This is a genomic window from Streptomyces sp. NPDC048484 (genome assembly GCF_040651415.1).
In the GTDB taxonomy this organism is placed as follows: domain Bacteria; phylum Actinomycetota; class Actinomycetes; order Streptomycetales; family Streptomycetaceae; genus Streptomyces.
The window spans coordinates 73,520-97,013 of the sequence record NZ_JBEZJY010000035.1 but is presented as its reverse complement, the minus strand read 5'-3'; the positions used below and the strand labels follow the sequence as shown (position 1 = coordinate 97,013).

The 23,494-nt window shown below is 70.9% G+C and carries 20 protein-coding genes and 2 pseudogenes; 17 read left to right on the top strand and 5 right to left on the bottom strand.

The annotated features are described in order from the left end of the window. Positions 1 to 172 precede the first annotated feature (172 nt). The 3 genes from AB0D14_RS31010 to ppdK all read right to left on the bottom strand — a co-directional run bounded on the left by AB0D14_RS31010 (position 173) and on the right by ppdK (position 4,092). The gene (locus AB0D14_RS31010) at positions 173 to 820 is read right to left on the bottom strand and encodes a CBS domain-containing protein (protein ID WP_362785780.1); all 648 of its coding nucleotides are present in this window, start codon (positions 818 to 820) and stop codon (positions 173 to 175) included. An 85-nt stretch (positions 821 to 905) separates the two neighbouring features. Further along, entirely contained in the window at positions 906 to 1,289 is a 384-nt protein-coding gene (locus tag AB0D14_RS31005; protein ID WP_362785779.1) for a hypothetical protein, read from the bottom strand. 106 nt (positions 1,290 to 1,395) lie between these two features. Continuing rightward, the gene (gene ppdK / locus AB0D14_RS31000) at positions 1,396 to 4,092 is read right to left on the bottom strand and encodes a pyruvate, phosphate dikinase (RefSeq protein ID WP_362785777.1); all 2,697 of its coding nucleotides are present in this window, start codon (positions 4,090 to 4,092) and stop codon (positions 1,396 to 1,398) included. Between the two features lie 251 nt (positions 4,093 to 4,343). Between ppdK and AB0D14_RS30995 the strand changes: the two genes are divergently transcribed. The 4 genes from AB0D14_RS30995 to AB0D14_RS30980 all read left to right on the top strand — a co-directional run bounded on the left by AB0D14_RS30995 (position 4,344) and on the right by AB0D14_RS30980 (position 10,599). Then, complete coding sequence (locus tag AB0D14_RS30995) at positions 4,344 to 5,276, top strand: universal stress protein (protein ID WP_362785775.1); 933 nt, start codon at positions 4,344 to 4,346, stop codon at positions 5,274 to 5,276. A gap of 294 nt (positions 5,277 to 5,570) precedes the next feature. After that, a complete protein-coding gene (pflB, locus tag AB0D14_RS30990; protein WP_362785773.1) occupies positions 5,571 to 7,829 on the top strand; it encodes a formate C-acetyltransferase in 2,259 nt (752 codons plus the stop codon). Beyond that, positions 7,826 to 8,572 (top strand): pyruvate formate-lyase-activating protein, encoded by a 747-nt coding sequence (gene pflA, locus AB0D14_RS30985; RefSeq protein ID WP_362785771.1) that lies wholly within the window; start codon positions 7,826 to 7,828, stop codon positions 8,570 to 8,572. Before pflB ends, pflA begins: the two co-directional genes overlap by 4 nt. A 215-nt stretch (positions 8,573 to 8,787) precedes the next feature. Continuing rightward, entirely contained in the window at positions 8,788 to 10,599 is a 1,812-nt protein-coding gene (locus AB0D14_RS30980) for a stealth family protein (RefSeq protein ID WP_362785770.1), read from the top strand. Between the two features lie 213 nt (positions 10,600 to 10,812). Here the strand turns inward: AB0D14_RS30980 and AB0D14_RS30975 are convergent, their stop codons facing one another. After that, positions 10,813 to 10,944, bottom strand: a complete 132-nt coding sequence (locus AB0D14_RS30975; RefSeq protein ID WP_362785768.1) for a hypothetical protein — start codon at positions 10,942 to 10,944, stop codon at positions 10,813 to 10,815. A gap of 15 nt (positions 10,945 to 10,959) precedes the next feature. Here AB0D14_RS30975 and AB0D14_RS30970 point away from each other — a divergent pair, with 15 nt between their 5' ends. From AB0D14_RS30970 to AB0D14_RS30940, 7 genes and pseudogenes are all read left to right on the top strand, one after another. Continuing rightward, positions 10,960 to 11,154: a hypothetical protein gene (locus AB0D14_RS30970; protein ID WP_362785766.1), complete on the top strand. Its 195-nt coding sequence runs from the start codon at positions 10,960 to 10,962 to the stop codon at positions 11,152 to 11,154. 48 nt (positions 11,155 to 11,202) lie between these two features. Beyond that, positions 11,203 to 11,823 (top strand): bifunctional 4-hydroxy-2-oxoglutarate aldolase/2-dehydro-3-deoxy-phosphogluconate aldolase, encoded by a 621-nt coding sequence (locus AB0D14_RS30965; RefSeq protein WP_362785819.1) that lies wholly within the window; start codon positions 11,203 to 11,205, stop codon positions 11,821 to 11,823. After that, the gene (locus tag AB0D14_RS30960) at positions 11,820 to 12,794 is read left to right on the top strand and encodes a sugar kinase (protein WP_362785765.1); all 975 of its coding nucleotides are present in this window, start codon (positions 11,820 to 11,822) and stop codon (positions 12,792 to 12,794) included. Before AB0D14_RS30965 ends, AB0D14_RS30960 begins: the two co-directional genes overlap by 4 nt. Positions 12,795 to 12,895: 101 nt before the next feature. Then, positions 12,896 to 13,180, top strand: a pseudogene (locus AB0D14_RS30955) (SMP-30/gluconolactonase/LRE family protein); the annotation flags it as partial. Positions 13,181 to 13,942: 762 nt separating this feature from the next. Continuing rightward, complete coding sequence (locus AB0D14_RS30950) at positions 13,943 to 14,281, top strand: MerR family transcriptional regulator (RefSeq protein WP_362785763.1); 339 nt, start codon at positions 13,943 to 13,945, stop codon at positions 14,279 to 14,281. Positions 14,282 to 14,371: 90 nt separating this feature from the next. Continuing rightward, positions 14,372 to 14,539: a hypothetical protein gene (locus AB0D14_RS30945; protein ID WP_362785761.1), complete on the top strand. Its 168-nt coding sequence runs from the start codon at positions 14,372 to 14,374 to the stop codon at positions 14,537 to 14,539. 437 nt (positions 14,540 to 14,976) lie between these two features. Next, entirely contained in the window at positions 14,977 to 15,849 is an 873-nt protein-coding gene (locus AB0D14_RS30940) for a universal stress protein (protein ID WP_362785760.1), read from the top strand. Here AB0D14_RS30940 and AB0D14_RS30935 read toward each other — a convergent pair. Then, a complete protein-coding gene (locus AB0D14_RS30935) occupies positions 15,774 to 16,430 on the bottom strand; it encodes a universal stress protein (RefSeq protein ID WP_362785758.1) in 657 nt (218 codons plus the stop codon). The two genes, AB0D14_RS30940 and AB0D14_RS30935, sit on opposite strands and share 76 nt — an antisense overlap. A gap of 355 nt (positions 16,431 to 16,785) precedes the next feature. Between AB0D14_RS30935 and AB0D14_RS30930 the strand changes: the two genes are divergently transcribed. From AB0D14_RS30930 to AB0D14_RS30905, 6 genes and pseudogenes are all read left to right on the top strand, one after another. Next, positions 16,786 to 17,661 carry a universal stress protein gene (locus tag AB0D14_RS30930; protein WP_362785757.1) on the top strand — a complete coding sequence of 292 codons (876 nt, stop codon included), beginning with the start codon at positions 16,786 to 16,788 and terminating at the stop codon, positions 17,659 to 17,661. Next, entirely contained in the window at positions 17,658 to 18,434 is a 777-nt protein-coding gene (locus AB0D14_RS30925) for a beta-phosphoglucomutase family hydrolase (protein WP_362785756.1), read from the top strand. Before AB0D14_RS30930 ends, AB0D14_RS30925 begins: the two co-directional genes overlap by 4 nt. Beyond that, complete coding sequence (locus tag AB0D14_RS30920; RefSeq protein WP_362785755.1) at positions 18,431 to 20,800, top strand: glycosyl hydrolase family 65 protein; 2,370 nt, start codon at positions 18,431 to 18,433, stop codon at positions 20,798 to 20,800. Before AB0D14_RS30925 ends, AB0D14_RS30920 begins: the two co-directional genes overlap by 4 nt. Before the next feature lie 344 nt (positions 20,801 to 21,144). Continuing rightward, positions 21,145 to 22,089 (top strand): universal stress protein, encoded by a 945-nt coding sequence (locus tag AB0D14_RS30915; protein WP_362785752.1) that lies wholly within the window; start codon positions 21,145 to 21,147, stop codon positions 22,087 to 22,089. Between the two features lie 211 nt (positions 22,090 to 22,300). Then, positions 22,301 to 22,456 (top strand): annotated as a pseudogene (locus AB0D14_RS30910) (ornithine carbamoyltransferase subunit F); the annotation flags it as partial. Between the two features lie 4 nt (positions 22,457 to 22,460). After that, on the top strand, positions 22,461 to 23,384 hold the full coding sequence (locus AB0D14_RS30905; protein ID WP_362785749.1) for a carbamate kinase: 924 nt from the start codon (positions 22,461 to 22,463) through the stop codon (positions 23,382 to 23,384). Positions 23,385 to 23,494 lie beyond the last annotated feature (110 nt).

Here is a 23,494-nt window from a genome sequence, read left to right as displayed (position 1 = left end):
GCCTGGGGCGGCACCGCTCCTTGCCTCCAACTGTCCTGGGGGCCACGCTCCTGCCGTAGGCGCCGAAGGTCCTCTTCCAAGGCCGTCCGGCCCGGACCGGTAGGGCCTGTCAGCCCGCGCCACCACGGGATGCGCCCGCGCCACCAGGGGATGCGGGTGTCCTTCAGAGGAGTCACAGGGCCCCGGGCTCCCCGGTAGCGGCGCTCGGCGAGCAGTCGTCGAAGCGGAACGTCAGACCGTTCACCACGCCGACGACACCCTCCAGCCGCCACGCCGCGTGGACGGCCTCCGGGACCTGACTGCGCAGGTTCACGCGGCCGTCGAGGGTGACGACACCGGCGCGGACGGAGACGAGGACGGCTTCGTCCCGCAGCCCCAGGGAGCCGACGACGATCTCCTCGGTCACCTGGCGGCGGATGTCGGCGTCGGTACGCAGGAAGACCCGCAGGAGATCACGGCGGGTGGCGATACCGATGAGACGGTCCTCCTCGTCGACCACGGGCAGCCGCTCGACGCCACGGCGTTCCATCAGCCGGGCCGCGTCCGGGACGGTCTGTTCCGGGTGCACGGTGATCGCCGGACTCGTCATCAGGTCCGCCGCCGTGACGGCGCGGGCCGAGCAGTGGTCGGCCCGAGATGCCTGGGTGCGTATCAGATCCGTGCCGGAGACCACGCCGAGCACCTTGTCGTCCCCGTCGACCACCGGCAGTCCGCTGATCCGGTGCACGTCGAGCAGCCGGACGACCTCCTTGAAGGGCGTCGTCCGGCGGACCTGCACGACGTCCTCGGTCATCACTTCGGCGACGGTGTGGGATGTCATGGTGCTCTCTCCTTCACGGACACGGCGTAAGGGGTGTGTGGCCGGACCGGTCCGCTCTCCCTGCCGGACCGGTCGCGGCACGCCCCTACTGCTCCGGACCGCCACGCCACGGGGGTGGCGGGGCCGTCCTGCGGCTCACGGCGCCGCGGTGGGCGACGCGTTCGGTGTTCTCGCGCAGCCGGTCGTGCAACCGGTCGGCGAGTTCCCGGGCGCTCGCCTCCCGGGCGTGGACGACGACCAAGTCGCTCCCGATCCGGATCTCGGCGCCCGCGGACCAGGGCAGCCCGACGTGGTGGGCCGCGTCCCTGACGACGCGCACCTCGCCCCTGGCGGGCGGGAGACCGGGACGGCCCACAACGGCCACGACCTTCTCCCTGAGGTAGGCGAGGGACTCCTCGTCCACGTCGCCCTCGGCCCGCACCCGGACGGTGGCGGTGGTGTCGCGGCCGTCGATTTCGTTGGCAGTCATGTGTTCCACTCCTTGCGATTGTTCCGGCAGCGCCTCAAGACTGCTGCCTGCCTCGGCGTTGCCCACAGGGCCGTCCGGCCCTGTGGGCAACGGCAAGGGACCCCGGTTATCTGCTGTCACTCACGTCGGCCCCGTCGAGCGCCGCCCGCCCGGCCTCCAGGCGGGCCACCGGCACCCGGAACGGCGAGCAGGAGACGTAGTCCAGGCCGGCGGTGTGGAAGAAGTGCACGGAGTCGGGATCGCCCCCGTGCTCCCCGCACACGCCGATCTTCAGCTCCGGCCGGGCGGCACGGCCCTCGGCCACGGCGATCTCGACCAGCCGGCCGACACCGGCCAGGTCGAGCGTCTCGAACGGGGAGACGGGGAACACGCCCTGGTCGAGGTAGGCGGAGAAGAACTCCGCCTCGACGTCGTCGCGTGAGAAACCCCAGGTGGTCTGGGTCAGGTCGTTGGTGCCGAAGGAGAAGAACTCGGCCTCCTCGGCGATCCGCCCCGCCGTCAGCGCGGCCCTGGGAAGTTCGATCATCGTCCCGACGGGGCAGCTGACGGGGACGCCGGCCTTCTCGGAGACGTCGGCCAGTACCCGCTGAACCTCCTCTCGGACGATCCGCAGTTCGCGGACGTCCCCCACGAGCGGAACCATGATCTCCGCCCGCGGAGTGCCCCCTGCCCGCAGGCGTTCGGCGACGGCTTCACCGATCGCCCGGACCTGCATGGCGACCAGGCCCGGAATCACCAGTCCGAGGCGTACGCCGCGCAGGCCGAGCATCGGGTTCTCCTCGTGCATGCGGGTCACCGCGGTCAACAACTCGACCTCGTGCGCCGACGGCAGGTCCCCGTGCGCCTCGGCGGTGGCTATCCGCACCGCCAGCTCCGTACGGTCGGGGAGGAACTCGTGCAGCGGGGGGTCCAGGAGGCGGATGGTGACCGGCAGGCCGTCCATGGCTTCGAGAATGCCGATGAAGTCCTCCCGCTGGAGCGGCAGGAGAGCATCGAGCGTCCGATCGCGCTCGGCGTCCGTGCGGGCGAGGATCATCTCCTCCACCAGCTTGCGACGCGCGCCGAGGAACATGTGCTCCGTGCGGCACAGTCCGATGCCCTGCGCCCCGAAGCGACGTGCCCGAGCGGCGTCCTCGGGGGTGTCGGCGTTGGCCCGCACCTCCAGGCGCCGGACCGCGTCGGCCCGGGCCAGGGCGCGAGCCACCGCGTCGACCACATCGTCCTCGTCCGCGTCCCGGTGGCCGTCCTCCAGGAACCGGATGACTGCCGAGTCCACGAGCGGCACCGATCCAAGGAACACCGCGCCGGCCGAGCCGTCGACGGAGAGGACCGTGCCCTCCTCGACGACGGTGCCGTCAGGGGCTGTGAAGCGGCGGGCCGCGGTGTCCACGGTGAGTTCCTCGGCGCCGCACACGCACACCTTGCCCATGCCGCGGGCGACGACGGCCGCGTGACTCGTCTTGCCACCACGGCTGGTGAGCACCGCCTGGGCGGCGATCATGCCGGGCAGGTCGTCGGGGGTGGTCTCCTGGCGGACGAGGACGACCCGCTCGCCGGCCGCGGCACGCCGCACGGCCTCGGCGGAGTCGAAGACCGCCACGCCGACGGCGGCACCGGGCGAGGCCGGGATACCGTGGGCGAGCGCGGTGCCGGTCGCGGAGGCGTCGAACCGCGGGAACATCAACCGCGCCAGACCTTCCCCGCTCACCCGGGCGAGGCCCTCGTCCGGTGTGATGAGCTCCTCGTCGGCGAGCGCCGTGGCGATGGCGAAAGCCGCCTCGGCGGTGCGCTTGCCGACCCGGGTCTGGAGCATCCACAAGGTGCCGCGTTCGATGGTGAACTCGATGTCGCACAGGTCGCGGTAGTGCCGCTCCAGGGTCCGCATGTGCGTGCGCAGTTGTGCGTACGATGTGGCGTCCAACCGCTCCAGCTCGGACAGGGGCACGGTGTTGCGGATGCCGGCGACGACGTCCTCGCCCTGTGCGTTGGGCAGGTAGTCGCCGTACAGTCCGAGGTGCCCGGTGGCCGGATCGCGGGTGAAGGCGACACCGCTGCCGGAGTCCGGCCCGAGGTTGCCGAACACCATGCACTGCACGTTGACGGCGGTGCCCAGGTCGTCGGGGATGTGTTCGCGCCGCCGGTACAGACGGGCGCGTTCACCGTTCCAGGACTCGAAGACGGCCAGGACCGCCCGGCTCAACTGCTCGGCGGGGGACTGCGGGAAGTACTCGCCGGTCTCCAGACGGATCAGGTTCTTGTACGTCTCCACGAGGCGGGCGAGGTCGTCGGCCTCCAGGTGCACGTCGTCGGGAACGCCGCGCTCCTCCTTGAGCTGGGCGATGGCCTGCTCGAAGCGGGAGGAGTCGACACCCATGACCGTGCTGCCGAACATCTGCAGGAGGCGGCGGTAGGAGTCCCAGGCGAAGCGCTCACTGCCGGAGACCTTGGCCAGGCCCACTACGGACTCGTCGTTCAGGCCGATGTCGAGGATCGTCTCCATCATGCCGGGCATGGAGAACCTCGCGCCGGAGCGGACGGACAGCAGCAGCGGGTCGTCCGGGCCGCCCAGCAGCCGGCCCGCCGCGGTCTCGACCGCCGACAGGTGCTCGGAGATCTCAGCCGACATGCCGGCGGGCTCGCCGCCGGAGACCAGGTAGGCCCGGCAGGCCTCCGTGGTGATGGTGAACCCGGGGGGCACCGGCAGACCGAGCCGGGTCATCTCGGCCAGGTTCGAGCCCTTGCCGCCGAGCAGGTCGGCCATGTCACGGCCGCCCTCCGTGAAGTCGTACACGTAACGAGCCATGACAGTGCGCTCCTCAGCTTGGGGCGTGGTGATCCCAGCGTCGGGCCGCGGGCTGCCCGCGGCGAGGTGCCGGCAGTCCCGGTTCCTGGGCCGGTAGGCCCCCGCGCGGATGCTCCGCCACTCCACCGCGCCCAACCTCTGGGCCCAAGGGGCCCGAACGAGGGCCGTACGACCCTTGGCCGTCCGTCACCACCGGAGGAGCCTGAAGCCGACAGCAGGTCCGCAGATCCGCAGGTTCGGGAGGATGCGTCATGCTTCGCAACATCGCAGTGGGCGTCGACGGAACGCCCGCGAGTCTCGCAGCCGCGCACTGGGCAGCCGAGGAGGCGGAGCGCCGGGAAACCGGGCTCAGCATCGTGCACGCCTGGCGCGGTCATCCCCGCCCCGGGCCGAACATCCCCCTCGGCCGCACCGAGCGCGAATGGGCCGAACAGACCCTGTTGGAGGCCGTCGGCAGTGTCCGCGCGGCCCATCCCGGTCTCCGGATCGACGAGCACCTCGTCTGTGAGGCGACGGTCGCCGCCCTGGTCGCGCCCGCTCTGAAGGCGGACGTCCTGGTTCTCGGCTCCCTCGGCCTGGGCGCCCTGGGGGGCTTCGTGACGGGGTCCGTGTCCCAGCGGGTGGTGGCCCGGTCCGAGCGGCCCGTGGTCCTGGTGCGGGCACGGCGGAGCGCGGCCGACGAACACCTGCCGGCTGTGGACGGCGTCGCACCTGAGGAGATTCCCCGGACGCCCTACCGCGCCGTCGTGCTCGGACTGGACGTGGGGCATCCATGCGACGAACTGATCGCGTTCGCGTTCGACGCCGCCCGGCGGCGCGAAACCGGCCTGCGAGTGGTCCACACCTTCACGATGCCGTCCCGACCCGTGTCCGATCCGTCAGAGACCGCGGGACCCGTCGCCTCGCCACCTCCGGCGCCCGGACCGGAGACACAGGCGGCCGAGGAACGAGCGGTGGCCGCGGCGCTGCGCCCCTGGCGGGACAAGTACCCGACCGTGTCCGTGACCGAGGCGGTGACCGAAGGCCGGGCCGCGCCCGCACTGGTGCACGCCACGAAGGACGCCGGACTCCTCGTGGTGGGCCGCCGCACGAGCGGGAACCGACCCGGCGCCCACACGGGTCCGGTCACGCACGCCGTGCTGCATCACGTCGGCTGTCCCGTCGTCGTGGTGCCGCACGACTGAGCGGCGCAGCCGCGCCCGCGCAGGTCGATCACCCGGGGACGCCGACCGCGGGCACCCGGGAAGGCAGGCTGTGACTGCCGCCCTGGCGCGGCGGACTCTCCTTCGGCTGAGCGTCCGCCGCGGCCCCGCCTTCGTGCTTAGCGGGAGAACACCTGGCACGGAACGCAGCGGGACCGAAGGTCCCGGCGGACGGGGGCTGGACGGGACCCGCGCATGCACTGTCCGGCACTCCCCGCGATCACCCCGGCCGACGAGCATCGACTGTGAGACGAAGGCCCATCGAGAGGACCTGTGATGACCGCGACGGTGACTGTCGGCCCCCGTACCGCCAATGCCTGGCGGCGGTACGCCGGAAGCGGATGGCGTGAGCGCATCGACGTGCGCGACTTCATCCAGGCCAACTACACGCCCTGCGAGGACGACGCGTCGTTCCTGTCGGGTCCCACCGACCGCACACGCGCGGTCTGGCACAAGGTCAGCGCGCTCTTCCCCGAAGAACGCCGCAAGGGCGTCCTCGATGTCGACACCGCCACCCCCTCCACGATCACCTCGCACGCACCCGGGTACATCGACCGTGAACGCGAGCTGATCGTCGGCCTGCAGACCGACGCCCCGCTCAAGCGCGCGATCATGCCGAACGGCGGTCTGCGCATGGTGGAGAACAGCCTGAAGGCGTACGGCTACGAGGCCGACCCCTTCGTGACGAAGGTCTTCGGGACCTACCGCAAGACCCACAACGACGGCGTCTTCGACGCCTACACCCCCGTGATGAGGGCCGCCCGCAAGGCCGGGATCATCACCGGGCTGCCCGACGCCTACGGCCGCGGACGGATTATCGGTGACTACCGGCGCGTCGCCCTGTACGGCACCACACGGCTGATCGAGGCAAAGCGGGCCGAACGAGCCCTGCTGGACGCCCAACCGTCCTCCTCGGACGTCATCCGCGACCGTGAGGAACTCGCCGAACAACTCAGGGCGTTGAGCGAACTGGCCCTGATGGCGGCGACGTACGGCTGTGACGTCTCCCGGCCCGCGGCCACCGCGCGTGAGGCCGTGCAGTGGCTCTACCTGGGCTACCTGGCCGCGGTGAAGGAGCAGAACGGGGCGGCCATGTCACTCGGCCGCACGTCGACCTTCCTGGACGTCTACCTCCAGCGGGACCTGGAAGAGGGAACCCTCGACGAGTCCCGTGCCCAGGAGCTGATCGACGACTTCGTGATCAAACTGCGGATCGTACGGTTCCTGCGGACCCCCGAGTACGACGCGCTGTTCTCCGGCGACCCGACCTGGGTGACGGAGTCCATCGGCGGCGTCGGAGACGACGGACGCCCTCTGGTCACCCGTACGTCCTTCCGCTTCCTGCAGACCCTGTACAACCTCGGCCCCGCCCCCGAGCCCAACCTGACCGTGCTGTGGTCGCCCCGACTGCCCTTCGGCTTCCGCATGTTCTGCGCCCAGGTGTCCATCGACACCAGCGCCGTCCAGTACGAGTCGGACGACCTGATGCGACCGTGCACCGGCGACGACACGGCGATCGCCTGCTGTGTCTCCGCGATGGCGGTCGGCAAGCAGATGCAGTTCTTCGGCGCCCGCGTCAACCTCGCCAAGGCGCTGCTGTACGCGATCAACGGCGGCCGGGACGAGATGAACGGCGAGCAGATCGCACCCGCGACGCCCGCACTGACCGGCGAGTACCTGGAGTACGAGCAGCTGTCGGCGGCGTACGACCGCATGCTGGACTGGCTGGCGGGCACGTACGTCAACACGCTCAACGTCATCCACTTCATGCACGACAAGTACGCCTACGAACGCATCGAGATGGCCCTGCACGACCACCCCGTGCACCGCTTCATGGCCTGCGGCATCGCCGGCCTGTCCGTCGCCGCCGACAGCCTCTCGGCCGTCAAGCATGCCCGCGTCAAGGTGATCCGGGACGCGACCGGGCTGGCCGTCGACTACGAGGTGGAAGGCGAGTTCCCGGCGTACGGCAACAACGACGACCGCGCGGACGCACTCGCCGTCGGTCTGGTGGAGTCGTTCATGGCCAAGGTGCGCGAGCACGCGACCTACCGGAACGCCGAGCACACGCAGTCGGTGCTGACCATCACCTCGAACGTCGTCTACGGCAAGCACACCGGCAACACCCCCGACGGCCGCCGCGCCGGAGAGCCCTTCGCGCCCGGCGCCAACCCCATGAACGGCCGCGACCGCCACGGGGTGGCCGCCTCCGCGCTGTCGGTGGCCAAGCTGCCCTACGAGCAGGCCCGCGACGGCATCTCCCTGACCACGACCATCACCCCGGAAGGGCTCGGCCACGTCCCCGAGGAGCGCGCGGGCCATCTGGTCGGCATCCTCGACGCCTACACGTCGGCGGGCGGCTTCCACATGAACGTCAACGTGCTGGACCGGGCCACGCTGGAAGACGCCATGGAACACCCGGAGAAGTACCCCGAACTGACGATCCGGGTCTCCGGGTACGCCGTCAACTTCGTCCGCCTGACGCGCGAGCAGCAGCTCGACGTGATCAGCCGTACCTTCCACGGATCGCTGTGAACACCGCCACCGACCGCGTGACCGGCCGGATCCACTCCTGGGACCTGTCCACCGGCGTGGACGGCCCCGGGACCCGGTTCGTCCTCTTCGTCAGCGGCTGCCCGCTGCGCTGCCTGTACTGCGCCAACCCCGACACCTGGCACATGCGCGACGGGCGGCCGGCCACGGTCGACGAGGTGATGGAGGAGATCGACAAGTACCGGGCGTTCATCACGACGGCCGGCGGCGGAGTCACCCTCACCGGCGGCGAGCCCCTGCTCCAACCCGCCTTCACCGCCGCTGTGCTGCGCCGCTGCAAGGAGGCCGGTCTGCACACCGCACTCGACACCTCCGGCTTCCTCGGCGCCCGTGCCACCGACGAACTCCTCGCCGACACCGACCTGGTGCTGCTGGACATCAAGTCCTTCGACATCGCCACGTATCGCAAGCTGACCGGCGGCGAACTCGTCCCCACCCTCAATTTCGCCACACGCCTGGACCGGCTCGGCTCACGCATGTGGATCCGCTACGTCCTGGTGCCGGGCTGGACCGACGATCCCGAGGCCGTCGACGGGCTCGCCCGCTTCCTGTCGGGTCTCGCGGGCGTGGAACGGATCGACGTCCTGCCGTTCCACAAGCTCGGTGCCGCCAAGTACGACGCCCTGAACATCCCCTTCCCACTGCAGGACACCCCGGTTCCCGACGCGGCACTGGTCGACCGCGTCCGCGACCAGTTCCGAAGCCACGGTCTGGCGGCCCAGTGACCCGGGGGCGGTCTCCCCGGCCTCGACCACGAGGCCTCCGGGATCCACCACGGGACACCAGGCGCGTGATCCTTGGCCGAACGGCCCCCGCAATGAGGCCTGTTCGGCAGGGATCGAGGGACCTGGGAGCCCGCGGCGCGGAGCAGTCCCCGACGGCACAGTGGGTGGCGAGCCGGGTGGATCACCAGCCGGCTGGAGCACGAGGAGGCCGCGCCATGTTCGGGACCGCGTCGTCGCGACACGAGCTCCACCCGGTGGTGCCCCCTTCGCGCCAGGTCCCTGCCCATGTCCTGCGACGGGGGCCCGACAGGTCGCCGCTGGTGCGTCTGTACCGCCGTGTCCTGCCGGCCCGGGTCCGGCGGGTCGTGGTGACCGGTACGTCCGCCGGGGCGCGGAGCCGGGTGAAGCGGTGCCTCACCGCCGTACCCGGCCCACGGCACGTCCTGGGCATCGTGCGCGCGGCCCGTGCGGCTCGCCGGACGGCCCGTGCCGGCGCGGGGCAGGACCAGGCCGTCCGCCTGGTGCGTGACGTACCGAAGATCGTGACCGTACGGGACGACGTGTCGCCGCTGTGGGTTCGCAACGCCAACTCGGCTGCCGTGCGGGCGGCTTTGCGGAGCGCGGGCATCGACTACTTCTGCGTCCGCGGACGCAGCCACAGCGCCGCGGTGGTGGCCGTCGCCGCCGACGACAGGCAGGCGGCCCTGAACGCGCTGGAGGAGGCATGCCGTACCCGGCCCGGATACGTCTGCGCGACGGACCGTCAGTGGCGTACCCGGCCGGGTTTCCGGCACGCGACCTGGCGCCGGCTCGCGTCGGCCGACGTCATCCGGGTGACCTGGTACTACAGCGACCGGCGAGGGCTGTTGACACTGGGCCCGACGTACGGCTGCGACGTGGAGTTCTGGACGTCCGAGGCGGACCTGCTGGTTGCCCCGCGCCGGAACCGAAAGGCCGAGGAAGTGCCGCGTCACGGCACGGAGGTGCGCGCGTCCGACTCCTTCTTCACCTGGCTCGCACCCGCAGCCGCCCCTCTGCCCACCGTGCGCACCCGCGACGAGTTCGCCCACCCCGCTCCCGATGACATCAGGTTTCCGGTGGATGTCGTGTACACCTGGGTCGACGGCAGCGATCCCGAGTGGCTACGGAGCCGAGCGGCCTGCGCCGGGCCGGGGTACCACGAGGAGGCCGCGAACTCCGCCCGGTTCCTCGACCGCGACGAACTGCGTTACTCACTGCGCTCCCTGCGCCAGTACGCCCCCTGGGTGCGGACCATCTACCTGGTCACCGACGAACAGGTGCCCTCCTGGCTGGACACGAGCGTGCCCGGGCTGCGCGTGATCGGCCACAAGGAGATCTTCAGCGATCCGAGCCTGCTTCCGACGTTCAACTCCCAGGCGATCGAGAGCCAGCTCCACCACATCGACGGACTGTCGGAGCACTTCCTGTACTTCAACGACGACGTGTTGCTCGGGCGTCTCACCACGGCGCAGGACTTCTTCCTCGCCAACGGCCTGACCAAGTTCTTCCCCTCGACGGTGCTCATCCCGCCGGGTCCGCCGTGCGCGGGCGACGTGCCGGTCGCGGCTGCGGGCAAGAACAACCGCGCCCTCCTGGAAGCTGCTTTCGGCACGGTGATCAGCCACAAGATGAAGCACACCCCGCACGCGCTGCGACGCAGCGTGCTGTACGAGATCGAGGCGCGCTTCCCGCTGGAACACCGAGCCACCGCCGGCCACCGGCTGCGCAGCCCCGAGGACCTGTCGATCGTCTCGGCCCTGCACCACTACTACGCCTTCCTCACCGCGCGCGCCGTCCCCGGCCGGCTGCGCTACGCCTACCTCGACCTCTCCCATCCCGCGCTCACGGCCCGCCTGGACAGCCTGCTGGCCCGGCGCGACCGACATGTGTTCTGCCTCAACGACACGGTCTCCGGTGAGGAGGAGGCGGCTTCGCAACAGGCCGCTCTCAGCGGCTTCCTGGAGGCCTACTATCCGGTGCGCGGCCCTTATGAGCTCACCCCGTGAAGCAGCCTGACAGGCAGGGGAGGGCGGGAGGGTGAGAGTCGCGCCCGTCGGCGCGCGGGACCTGGCTTCTCCGGTCCCGCACACAGGCACGTGTGGTCGCCACCGACTTCTCTCAGGCCCCTCTCCGTCAGCCCGCGGTGACACGGGCGTTGACTCTCCGCATCCAGTCCCGGTCGGTGTGCCACATGGGGTGGTGCGGGGCCGCGTTGGAGGTCAGGACGACGCCGTGGAAGCCGGACGTGAGGCGCCGAGCAGCGCGGCGAGGGCTTCGGCCACGGTCTCGGCGCGGTGCCAGGTGTCGGTGTCGGCGAAGCTGGGGGACTGCTGGTACTCCCACGAGGACACGATGACCTCGCAGTCGTGGCGGGCCGCTGCCTCGAACAGCTCGACGAGCCGTCGGCGGCCGACCTCGCTTTCGACCTCGCGGACGTGATCGGGTTCAACGAGTACTTCGGCTACCGGCGGTACGACACGCCGCCGAGACCGGACACTGCTGGCGCAACCCCATATGGCGGGGCGCCGACGGTGCGTTCACCGAGTGGTGACCACCGTTAGGCCGACCCCGAACCCCGCGCACAAGGAAAGCTTGCTCCCATGAACCTGGTGAACCTGGTGGAATCGCTTCGAGCCCACCGCCTGTTGGCGATCGTCCGCGGCAAGGATCCCGCCGCGGCCCTGCGTACCGTACGCACCCTTGCCGAGGAGGGCATCGCGGCCGTCGAGGTCTCGCTGACCAGCGCCGACGCCCTGACCGTGATCAGGCAGGCGCGCGCCGAACTGGGCCCCGACGCACTCCTCGGCGCCGGCACCGTGCGCTCGGCCGTGGACGCGGCCCGCGCCGTGGACGCCGGCGCGTCCTACCTCGTCACCCCGGCACTGGTCGACGGACTGGAGGCCTTCGGCATCCCCGTACTCATGGGCGCCCTGACACCGACCGAGATCGAAGCCGCCCTCGCGCGGGGCGCCGACGCGATCAAACTCTTCCCCGGCTCGCTCGGCGGCCCCGGCTATCTGCGGGCCCTGCGCGACCCCTTCCCCGAGGTGCCCTTCGTGCCCGTCGGCGGTGTGGACGCACAGGCCGCCCGCGACTACCTGGACCGGGGTGCCATCGCCGTCGGCGTCGGCTCCCCCCTCGTGGGGGACGCGGCCGACGGCGGCGACCTGGACCGGCTCCGCGCCCGCGCGGCCGCGTTCCGCAGGGTGGCCGCAGGGGAGACGCCGTGACGACACCCGATCACCAGGCCCCGCCCGAAGTGGTGACCTTCGGCGAGACGATGGCGGCGCTGCGCGCCCATGCCGCCCTGCGGCTCGGCGGCAGCCTCGGCCTGTCCGTGGCGGGAGCCGAGTCCAACGTCGCGATCGGTCTCGCCCGGCTCGGGCACCGGGTGCGCTGGGCCGGCCGGGTCGGCGCGGACGAACTCGGCGCGCTGGTACTGCGCACCCTGCGGGCCGAGGGCATCGACACCGCCCACGCGGTCACCGACGACACCGGCCGTCCCACGGGACTGCTGCTGACGGAGCCCCGCCTGGGCACACTCACGCGCGTCAGTTACTACCGTGCCGATTCAGCCGGTTCGGCCCTCTCACCGGCCGACGTACTGCCCGCGCTGGATCCGGGACCCCGCATCCTGCATCTGACCGGCATCACACCGGCGCTCAGCGCCTCGGCGGCCGAGACCGCCCTGGCCGCCGTCACGGCCGCCCGCGACGCCGGCATCACCGTGTGCCTCGACGTCAACTACCGCTCCCGGCTGTGGACTTCGGACCGCGCCCGCACAGCGCTGCGGCCACTGCTGGCCCGCACCGACCTGCTCATCGCCTCGGAGGACGAGCTGCCGCTGGTGCTGGAACGGCCCGGGGCTGGCGAATCCGAGGGTGTGCACAGCGTTCTGGCCGCCGGCGTCACCGAGGTGGTCATCAAGCGGGGTGCCCGCGGAGCGACCACGTTCACCGCCGAGGGCGCGACCGACTGCGCGGCACGACAGGTCGACGCGGTCGATCTGGTCGGCGCGGGCGACGCGTTCGTGGCCGGATACCTGTCCGGACACCTCCACGGCGCGGACATCCCCGCCCGGCTGCACCGGGCCGTCACCACCGCGGCGTTCGCCGTCGCCACCCGGGGCGACTGGGAGGGCCTTCCTACGCAGGACGAACTCGGCCTGTTCGACCAGCCCGAGGGCACGACCATTCGCTGACCAGGAGGACTGATCATGGCATCCACGTCAGTACCGGCGGCGGTCGTCGTCGACGGCGCGTACGAACTCACGACGACACCGACCCGTCGGCTCCGCGTCAACTGGCGCGGACGACATGCCGTTGGGTGCCGTCGCACCGGTCGGCGACCGGCCGGGCACATGGATCGCCGCCGCGGGCACCGGCATCGCGCTGCTCACCGCCGACGGCACACTCGAATGGCTGGACCGGCCCGAGGACCGTACCCCGGTCCCCAGCCAGCCGGATGAACGACGCCGTCGCCGACCCCGCCGGCCGCTTCTGGGCGGGCAGCATGGCCTACGACGGCACCCACGGCGCGGGCTCGCTCTACCGGACCGACCCCGACGGCACGGTCGTACGCGTCCTCATCACTGTTCGAGGCCGACTACCTCACCGTCGAACGCGCGGAAATCTGTGTTTGCCGGAGTAGACATTGCCTCTGGGGCGTGGTTATAGTTTTCTCGTAGCCCAGAGAGACAGCAGGGCCTGGCAGACACGAACTGCCGGGCAGAGCAGTATCCGCAGGTGCAGTTCGCAGGACGGTGCGGTGGCGGAGTTCCGAAGCCAGAGCGGTTGCAGGACGGCGACGGGACTGGCGACCGGACCGGGTGGCCCGCAGTGATCAGGGGCCGCCGTGGCAGTACCCGTAAGTGCAGTTCGCGGTACCCAGCAGTGGAGTCAGTGAGCAGCACCTCGGTGAAGGCGTCGGCTGCGGACGCGCGCACCGGGAGGTTCGGCAGTGGGGTTCCAAGCCAGAGCAGACGCAGGACGGGCGACGGGGCTGGCTGCCGAAGAGCGGTGCCGTCACAGGCCGCTGAGCAGTTCGCATCACCAGCAGTACGCAGTTCCCACTTGTAAGCAGTTGATCCCAGAGGGAAGAACGGAGGAGCCGAGCGCCATCAGGATCGCCCGGGCCGACATCTTGAACCCGGGTACCGCAGGACATCGATAGTGAGGTGGTCTCCGGTCAAGCAACCGCGATCCCAGCACCCCCGACAGCATCACGGTCGGGGCTGCGGAAACAGAAGGCCGGCGCAGTAACAGGGCCGGCAGATGGTGTAGCAGTTCCTTCGGGGCCTTGGTGCCATTGGCACCAAGGCCCCTCCACGCGTTCCACAGAGAGGTGCAGATGACAGCAGACGACTCGTTCGGCCGTATCGACGACGAGGACTACCCCGCCTACACGATGGGCCGGGCCGCCGAACTCCTCGGCACCACCCAGGGCTTCCTCCGCGCCATCGGCGAAGCACGCCTGATCACCCCGCTCCGCTCCGAGGGCGGACACCGCCGCTACTCCCGCTACCAGCTGCGCATCGCGGCCCGCGCGCGGGAACTCGTCGACCACGGGACCCCCGTCGAGGCCGCCTGCCGCATCATCGTCCTCGAAGACCAGCTCGAAGAAGCCCAGCGCATCAACGCCGAACACCACCGCACCGCCCAATCGGCGGACCCGACGGCCCCGGCCTGAAACGGCTATGCCCTGGGCTCCCATGAGCTTAGCGGTTGCCGCCCACGCATGCTGCCCGGAACGTAGGCGTTCCGGGCAACTTCGTCCTGTGTGGACACCAAGCGGCTACCGTCGCGTCGGCTGCGGGACGTCGCCGCGGCATGCCGGATCACCGAACGCATCGCCCTGGCCATCGTGACCGACTTTGAACAAACCGCCCACCTGCATCAGGAACGGATCGGGCGACGCAATCAGTACACCCTCCACCTGGACGAATAGTTCCGGCACCCAGCGGAAGCCGACATGCACGTCCGCGCCCCAGTGCGGCGGTCACCGCCCACTCCCACGACAGTGGCAGCGGGGCTCTCACCGAGGCACGGGGCCGGTCAGGGGTGACTGGGGGCCGAATGGGCCAAGCCGCCACCGACACAGGGCTGTTCAGCCCCGGTGGGTACCGGTTCCGGGTCCGCCCGGATCCGTATCGCGGTCGGCGCGGGCCCGAACGTCCCCCCTGGAAAGGGACGTTCGGCGGACAGACGGTTACCGGCGGCCCCTGCCCCGCACGTCGGCTCGGGACGAGCATCGTCCGTGGAGCCGCCGCCGTACGCACCGTGAGCCGCAGGACCGGGCACGCACCTGGTCGCCGGTGGCCCCTTCTCACCGGAGTGGACGAGCACGGCACAGAGGACAGACAGAGCACAGGAGGGAATCAGACCATGGGTCTCCATGATGTGGTCGTAGGAGTGGACGGTTCGGTCATCGCCGTAAGGGCCCTCGACCGGGCCGCCGAAGACGCGGTGCGGCGCGACACGGTACTGCGCGTCGTGTACGCCGTGTCCGATCCCGACGAGGCCGGACCGGTCCTGGAGTCGGCCGCCGCACGGGTGCGCGCACGGCACCCGGGTCTGCGGGTCGTGACCAAGGCCGTCCGGGGCGGCGTCGTACAGGCGCTCACCCGTGAGAGCCAGGACGCGGCTCTGACCGTGGTGGGGACCCGGGGCCTCAACAGCATCGCAGGCCTGATGTTCGGGTCGGTGAGTCTGCGGCTGGCCGTGCACGCGCGCGGTCCGCTGCTGGTCGTACGCGACGACCACCCGTGCGACCGCGGTGGCCCGGCACCCGGGCACAGCCGAGAACTCGGCGACACTCGCCCGGTGTTGCTCGGAGTCGAGAGCGACGCCGACACCGACGCGGCCGGTTACGCGTTCCAGGAAGCGGAGCGACGTGGTGTACGGCTGGACGTTCTGCACGCCTCGACCCATCGGCACACCACTCCCGAGCTGCCGTCGCTGGTTCCGGCCACGAGTCCAGGACAGAAACGTCAGATCCGCGACGAACGGGCTGAGGAAGCCGTATCCCGCTTCGCCCTCGCCCGGTTGGAGGAGCAGCACCCCGAAGTCGCGGTGAACGCGCGCACGGTACACACCGCCCCGACGCAGGCTCTGTTGGAGGCCACGCGGGACGCCTCGGTGGTCGTGCTCGGCGCGCATCGGCGTACCACAGGGTTCGGTCCTCATCTGGGCCAGGTCGCGCACACGTTGCTGCACGGCTCGCACTGCCCTGTCCTGCTGGTGCCGATCGTCACGTGAGCGACTCGTTTTGTGAGCGAGGGCGCCGCGTCGCACAGGGACTCGGAGGAAGTGCCGTTCGGACCATCGGCAGGGCCCTGCAGCCCCGTGGTGGGCGTCACGACGGCCCGGAGCGGTGGAGCGAGGCGATCGGGTACGGGCACTGTCACCACCGGGACCGGCGCGTGCCGCAGGCAGGTGCGGTCCACCGAGCCGAGCGTCGGCGGCTCGTACTCCTGCCCGTGTGCCCTGCGCCCGAGAGCAAGCAACCGGGCGCCCCGCGCCTGCTGGAGCAGTACTCGCTCAGGCCGCCCTTCGAGCAGTAAGGCGCGTACGGAATCTCCGGTCCGTGGACCGAAGACCTCTCGTACCGCCGAGGCGAGAACACCGGCGGCCTGCTCGCGCTGCTCCGCGATGGTGGGACGGGCGGAGGCCGGGGCGTAGGGAGCGAAGAGATCCGCGGTCGGCTCCCACGCGTGTACGGCGACGACCTGTGTGTGCAGACAGCGTGCCTGCTCCGCGGCCCAGCGCAGGGCGGACACGGCCGCCTCGGAGCCGTCGACGCCCACCACGATGCCGTTGTCGTCGGTCGGTTGGGTCATGGCTGCCTCCCAAGGGTGCTGCTCCTGCGCTCACAGTGCTCCTCTGAGGGCAGGTGATGCGCGGACCGGGTGGCACCCGGCTCAGGACGGACGCCCTCTTGCGTGACCCGCCTGGTGCAGTGCCGCCGGCCGGCTCACCAGTGTGACCGCCCTCCGAGGTTCGTCCCGCGCTCGGTCAGGTGGAACGGCGGCCACATGTCGCTGAGAGGCCAACAGCGCGATGGGCACAGGCCAGGGCCGAACGTCCCTCCCCCGGGGCCGGATCGCCCCTGGGGCCGATCAGCAGCACATGTCACGGTGAGGGTGTGCTCCCGTACGGCACGACTCCACAACTCGACGAAAGGCGGTGGGGACGATGGAGCTGCCCCTGGTCGTGGGTGTCGACGGATCAGAAGCGAGCCTTCTGGCAGTCGACTGGGCGGTGGACGAGGCAGCCAGGCACGGTCTGCCGCTGAGGCTGGTGTACGCCTCCCTGTGGGACCGCTACGAAGGTGATCTCCCGTCCGCGACCGGTGATCGTGAGCGGGGACGGAGGCCGGAGGACGACATCGTCGATTCCGCCGCCGCGCGGGCCCGACTGCGCAAGCCCGAGGTGAAGATCTTTACAGAGGTGGTCCCCGAGGAGCCGGAGGCCGTACTGGTGCGTGAGGGGCGCAACGCCTCCGCCCTGGTGACGGGGTCGCGCGGCCGGGGAGAGCTGACAGGCCTGCTCCTCGGTTCGGTCGGTCTTGCCGTGGCGGCCCGCGCCCACTGCCCGGTGACAGTGGTCCGTGGCGACAGGACCAGCCTGGACGGCACGCACGAGCGCATCCTGCTGGGCGCGGGCCTCGCCAAGACCTCTGGCGAGGCGGTGCGGTTCGCCTTCCGCGAGGCCGAGGCGCGCTCGTGCACCCTTGATGTCGTACGCGCCTGGCGCTGCCCGGCGCACGAACCGGCCGATCACCACCTTCTGGCCGAGGACCCCGCGCACCAGCACGAGCGGCAGGCGTCCGGCCAACTCGACGAGCTGCTCCGCGAGGCGATCGCAGAGCATCCCGGCGTCCGGGTACGCCGTAACACCGTGGAGGGAGCGGCCCGAAAGGTGCTCCTGCAACGGTCGGCCGCCGCTGACCTCGTGATCATCGGAGCACAGCGCCGCCACGGCCACCTGGGCCTCCAGCTCGGCCGCGTGGCGCACACCTTGCTGCATCACGCGGACTGCCCGGTGACCGTCGTACCGCAGCGGGCATGAGCGTCCACCGGTCCGTGGCCTCCCCGGACGCGCTCGCCCCGGCGCTGCGCGACGTGCGCGCCGTCGTCTTCGACACCGACGGAGTGATCACCGACTCGGCGCGTGTGCACGCTGCGGCCTGGCAGCAGGCGTTCGACGCGTTCCTGCGCGAGCACCCGCCTGCCGATCCCGCCATGCGGCGGCCCTTCGACCCTCAGGACGACTACCTGCGGCACGTGGACGGCAAGTCCCGGCTCGACGGCGCCGCGGCCTTCTTGGCCTCGCGAGGTGTCGAGGCGTCCCAGGAATCGGTGCGAGCCGTCGCCGAGGACAAGGAACTCCTGTTCACCCGGCGGCTCAGCGAGCACGGCATCGACGCGTATCCGGGAACGGTGGCGCTGGTACGTGCCCTGCGCCGGGCCGGAGTGGCCCGGGCGGCGGCTTCCGCGTCCCGTCACGCGGGGGAACTCCTCGCCCACGCGGGAGTGCTCGACCTGTTCGACGTACTCGTGGACGGTGGCGAGGCGGCCCGGCTGCGTCTGCCGGGCAAGCCGCGGCCCGACCTCTTCCTGGAGGCCGCCCGCCGGCTCGGCGTCCCCGCCGGCCGCGCCGCCGTCGTGGAGGACGCGCTGGCGGGTGTCGAGGCCGGCCGCGCCGGCGGCTTCGCCCTCGTCGTCGGCGTGGACCGCACAGGCGGTGACGACACGAGGGAGAGACTGCTGCGGCACGGCGCCGACATCGTTGTGCGTGATCTCGGAGAACTGCTCGGCGAGCGGCGAGGAGCACAGAAGTGACGGGCTGGAGCTGGGAGTACGAAGGATACGATCCGGCGGAGGAGCGGCTGAGGGAGTCGCTGTGCACGCTGGGAAACGGCTACTTCGCCACCCGGGGGGCGCTTCCGGAGTGTGCCGCGGACGAGGTGCACTACCCCGGCACGTACGTCGCGGGCTGCTACAACCGGCTCACCTCGGAGGTGGCGGGCCGTCAGGTCGACAACGAGGACATGGCGAACGTCCCCAACTGGCTGCCACTGCGCTACCGCGTCGATGACGGGCCGTGGCTGACCCCCGACACCGCGACAGTGCTCGACCACCGGCTGGACCTGCACCTGTCCTCGGGACTGCTGGAGCGCCGGACGCGCTACGACCTCGGTGCGGAACGGTCTCTGACGATCCGTCAGCAGAGGCTGGTGCACATGGCCGACCCCCATCTGGCCGCGCTGCGGACCGAGTTCACCGCCGAGGGTTTCACCGGCACGATCGAGATCGAGGCGGCGCTCGACGGGGGCGTCACCAACTCCGGTGTCCCGCGCTACCGGGATCTGGACGGCCGGCACCTCGCCCACGTGCACACCGGTACCGCCGATCCCCGGACCGTGTGGCTGCGCTGTTGCACCCGCACCTCCGACATCCGGATCGGAATGGCCTCCCGGCTGACCGCCGACGCGGCGGCCACGATCCGGCACGAACCTCCGCGTGCCGTCCAGTCCGTGGTCCTGGACCTCGTCCCGGGCCGGGGCGTCACCGTCGACAAGACCGTGGCCCTGCACACCTCGCGCGACCCGGCGATCAGCGATCCCGTGTACGCCGCGATCGACCGGGTCGGCCGGGCACCCGGCTTCGACGAACTGCTGGAGACCCACCTCACGGCCTGGGACCAGCTCTGGCGCCGGGCCGAACTCGACGTGCCGGGGGAGTCGGGCCGGATTCTGCGGCTGCACCTGTTCCACGTCCTGCAGACCCTCTCTCCGCACACCGCCGACCTCGACGTCGGCGTGCCCGCCCGAGGACTGCACGGCGAGGCGTACCGCGGACACGTCTTCTGGGACGAACTGTTCGTCCTGCCCTACCTCAACCTGCACTTCCCCGAGGTCTCCCGGGCCCTGCTGCGCTACCGCCACCGGCGCCTGGAGCAGGCGTGCACCGCCGCCCGGGCCGTGGGCCGCAAAGGTGCCCTGTATCCCTGGCAGAGCGGCAGCGACGGACGCGAGGAGACCCAGCAGCTGCACCTCAACCCGCGCTCGGGCCGCTGGCTGCCCGACCACTCCCATCTCCAGCACCACGTGGGTTCGGCGATCGCCTACAACGTGTGGCAGTACTGCGAGGCCAGCGGGGACACCGAGTTCCTGCACACCAAGGGGGCCGAGATGCTGCTGCAGATCGCCCGCTTCTGGGCGGACTCGGCCGTCTACGACGAGAGCCTCGGCAGGCACCGCATCAAGGGCGTGGTCGGCCCCGACGAATACCACGAGGCGTATCCCGGCGCGACCGCCCCCGGGCTCGACGACAACGCGTACACGAACGTCACAGCGGCCTGGGTACTCACCCGCACGCTGGAACTGCTGGACGCCCTGCCCGAGCCACGCCGGCGCGAACTCGTCGAACGCACGGGACTGGACGGCGGCGAACTCGAACTGTGGGAGGACGTCTCCCGCACCCTGTACGTGCCCTTCCACGACGGGGTCATCAGTCAGTTCGAGGGCTACGGCGACCTCGCCGAACTCGACTGGGACGGCTACCGGAAACGGTACGGCGACATCCGCCGCCTGGATCGCATCCTGGAGGCCGAGGGCGACACCGTCAACCGCTACCAGGCATCGAAGCAGGCCGACGTGCTGATGCTCGGTTACCTGTTCGCCCCCGCCGAACTACGCAGCATTTTCGGCCGGTTGGGGGTCCGGCTCGACGACGAGACCTGGACCCGCACCGTCGACCACTACATGCACCGCACCAGCCACGGCTCCACCCTCAGCGGCCTGGTCCACGGCTGGGTACTGGCGCGGGCCAGGCGCGCCGAGGCCTGGAAGTTCTGCCAGGAGGCCCTGCAGGGCGATATCGCCGACATCCAGGGCGGCACCACCGGGGAAGGGATCCACCTCGGTGCCATGGCCGGCACGCTCGACCTGGTCCAGCGGGGACTGACCGGCCTGGAGACCCGCAACGGGGCCCTGTGGCTCGACCCCGTACCCCTGCCGGAACTGTCGTCCTACGGCTTCGCGCTGCGCTATCAGGGCCACTGGGGAGTACGGCTGCGGTTGCGGCGCGGGGAGCTGGAGATCGCCGTACCGTCCTCCGACGCCCTGCCGATCGACGTACGGCTGCCTGGCCGGGCGGTCTGCCTGCAACCCGGGGAGACGGCCCGTCTGGTCCTTCCGGACTGAGAACCTCCTTCCGGACTGAGAACCGCGGCGAGCTGCACGACGGCAACGGCGGGGAGTTCGCCGCACTGCCGAAGGGAGTTCGCGCAGTCGCCGAACTCGCCGCCAACTGCTCCGTTCATGGCGCCAGCGAGAAGTAGCCCTCCTCTTCCTGTGTGAAGTGCAGACGTAGGACGGTGTACAGCCCGTAGAGGCAGGCGCGCAGGTCGTCGAGCTGCGCGGGGGTCACGCCACCGCCGGGGCGGGGCCGTTGGGCCGGTCGGCCCCGGATCAGGACCTGCGGCACCTGCCTCCGCGCAGCCCGCTTCGGGAGGCTGGAACCCGAACACCGACGAGGAGGCAGAACCATGGTCCGCACCGTTGTCGCAGGTATCGACGGATCGTCCGAGAGCCTGGCCGCGGCCGAGTGGGCAGCCCGCGAGGCGAAGCTGCGCGGCCTGCCGCTGAAGCTCGTCCACGTGTGGGAACCCGTTCCGGAGCCGACGGCCCAGGTGCCGTCGCGGGGCACCGAGACATCCCAGGACCGGAGCGACCAGGGCGAGACGGGGGCACTCCCGGCGGAAGGCTGGCGGAGAACTGCGCGTCAGGTGGTCGAGGGAGTGCGGCTCCGCCAACCCGGGCTGGACGTGACGGTGCAACAACTGAGTGGACGGCCCGCCGAAGCTCTGACCAAGGTGGCCGAGGACGCCGAGCTGCTGGCCCTGGGGTCCCGAGGGCTGAGCGGGCTCGGCGGGTTCGTCATGGGCTCGGTCGGTCTGTCCGTCGTGGCTCACGTTCAGCGGCCTGTGGTCCTTGTCCGCGCCGGGAAGCAGGCCGTCGACAAACACGAACCGGGCGAGATCGGCATCCCGCCGGCCGCGACACGGTACCGGCCTGTCGTCCTCGGCATCGATGTCGGGGACACGGACGACGCCGTCCTCGCCTTCGCCTTCAGAGAGGCTGGCCGCCGAGCGACGGCCCTGCGAGTTGTGCACGGATGGAATCTGCCGCCGTACTACGTGTACGGGGCCTCCGCCGACCTGGAGCTGCGTGACAAGATCGTTCAGCAGCAGAGCGCCGCTCTCGCAGAAATTCTGCGCCCCTGGCAGCAGGGATACCCGACGGTCGAGGTCGTCGGAGAGTCCCGTTTCGGAAGCCCTGCCAACCACTTGGTGGACGCCTCGGACCATGCCTCCCTGATCGTCGTGGGTCGTCGCGTCCGCCGCAGTCCGATCGGCGCGCACATCGGCCCTGTCACGCACGCCGTCCTGCACCATTCCACGGCGCCCGTCGCCGTCGTCGCGCACAGCTGACGTGCTTGCACCGAGGAGAACGGACCAGGAAGGCAGCGGCCGTACGGGTTTCCCCCTGGGCGCGGGGTGGTGACGACGGCATCGAAGCGCCCACCGACTGCAGGTATCGAAGCGTCCACCGACTGTAGGTAAGGACGGCTCCGGTTGCTGCCGGGCCAGGCCAGTAGGCGTCGCTGGGGGTAGCCGGCATGCCGTCCCTGCACGACCGAGCACCCGTCTGGGGCAGCAGCTCTTCGAGACCTACGACCTGGACGGACTCGAAGTCACCGACGAGGTCTTCACCTCACCCGCCTCCCTCGTCTTCGACCAGGCGGAGAACCGCCTGCACACCATCAAGGCCGTACTCGTCGCCACTTTGGAGGACTGAAGCCATGCGTATCGTCGTCGCCCTCGGCGGCAACGCCCTGCTGCACCGGGGCGAACACCCCGACGCCGCCGTGCAACAGGTCAACATCGACCGGGCCGTCACCGCGCTCGCCGCGCTCGCTCACGACAACGAGCTCGTCATCACCCACGGCAACGGTCCCCAGATCGGCCTGCTCGCCGTGGAGAGCGCCGCCGATCCGGCCTTGACCTCCCCGTACCCGCTGGACGTCCTGGGGGCGCAGACCCAGGGCATGATCGGGTCGCTGCTCGCCCGGGCCCTGCGCGCGGCCCTTCCCGGACGACAGGTAGCCGCACTGATCACCCACACCGTGGTCCGCGCGAACGACCCCGCCTTCGAGCGACCCACCAAGTTCGTCGGCCAGGTGTACCCGCGGGACGTGGCACACAGGCTCGCTCGCAAGCGCGGATGGCACATCGCCAAGGACACCACCGGGTGGCGCCGCGTGGTGCCGTCCCCGACACCCGAGGCCATCGTGGAGACCGACACCGTCCACGCGCTGCTCGGCAACGGCGCGCTGGTCGTCTGCGCCGGCGGCGGAGGAGTTCCGGTCACGGCCGACCACGACACCGGCGAGCTCACAGGAGCCGAAGCCGTCATCGACAAGGACCTCACAGCCGCCCTGCTGGCCGAGGAGCTGAAGGCCGACTTCCTGCTCATCCTCACCGACGTCCCGAACGTGTACGCCGACTTCGGTACCCCGCGCCAGCAGCCCGTGCTGGACGTGACCCCCGCGGAGCTGCGCGACAGCGACTTCCCCGAGGGCTCGATGAAGCCCAAGGCCGAGGCTGCCGCCCAGTTCGTCGAACGGACGGGGGGACTGGCCGCCATCGGTGCCCTCGACGCCGCGTACGCCATCGTCCACGGAAGTTCGGGGACCCTCGTACGACCCGAACTCGCCGTCGGATAGCGGCCCGACCACCGTAAACCGGTGTGCCCGGACGCCGAGGACCGTCGGCTGCCGGGCCGGGACCAGTGGCCCCTGCTGTCACGGCTGCGCGCGGCGAAGACTTGAAGGAG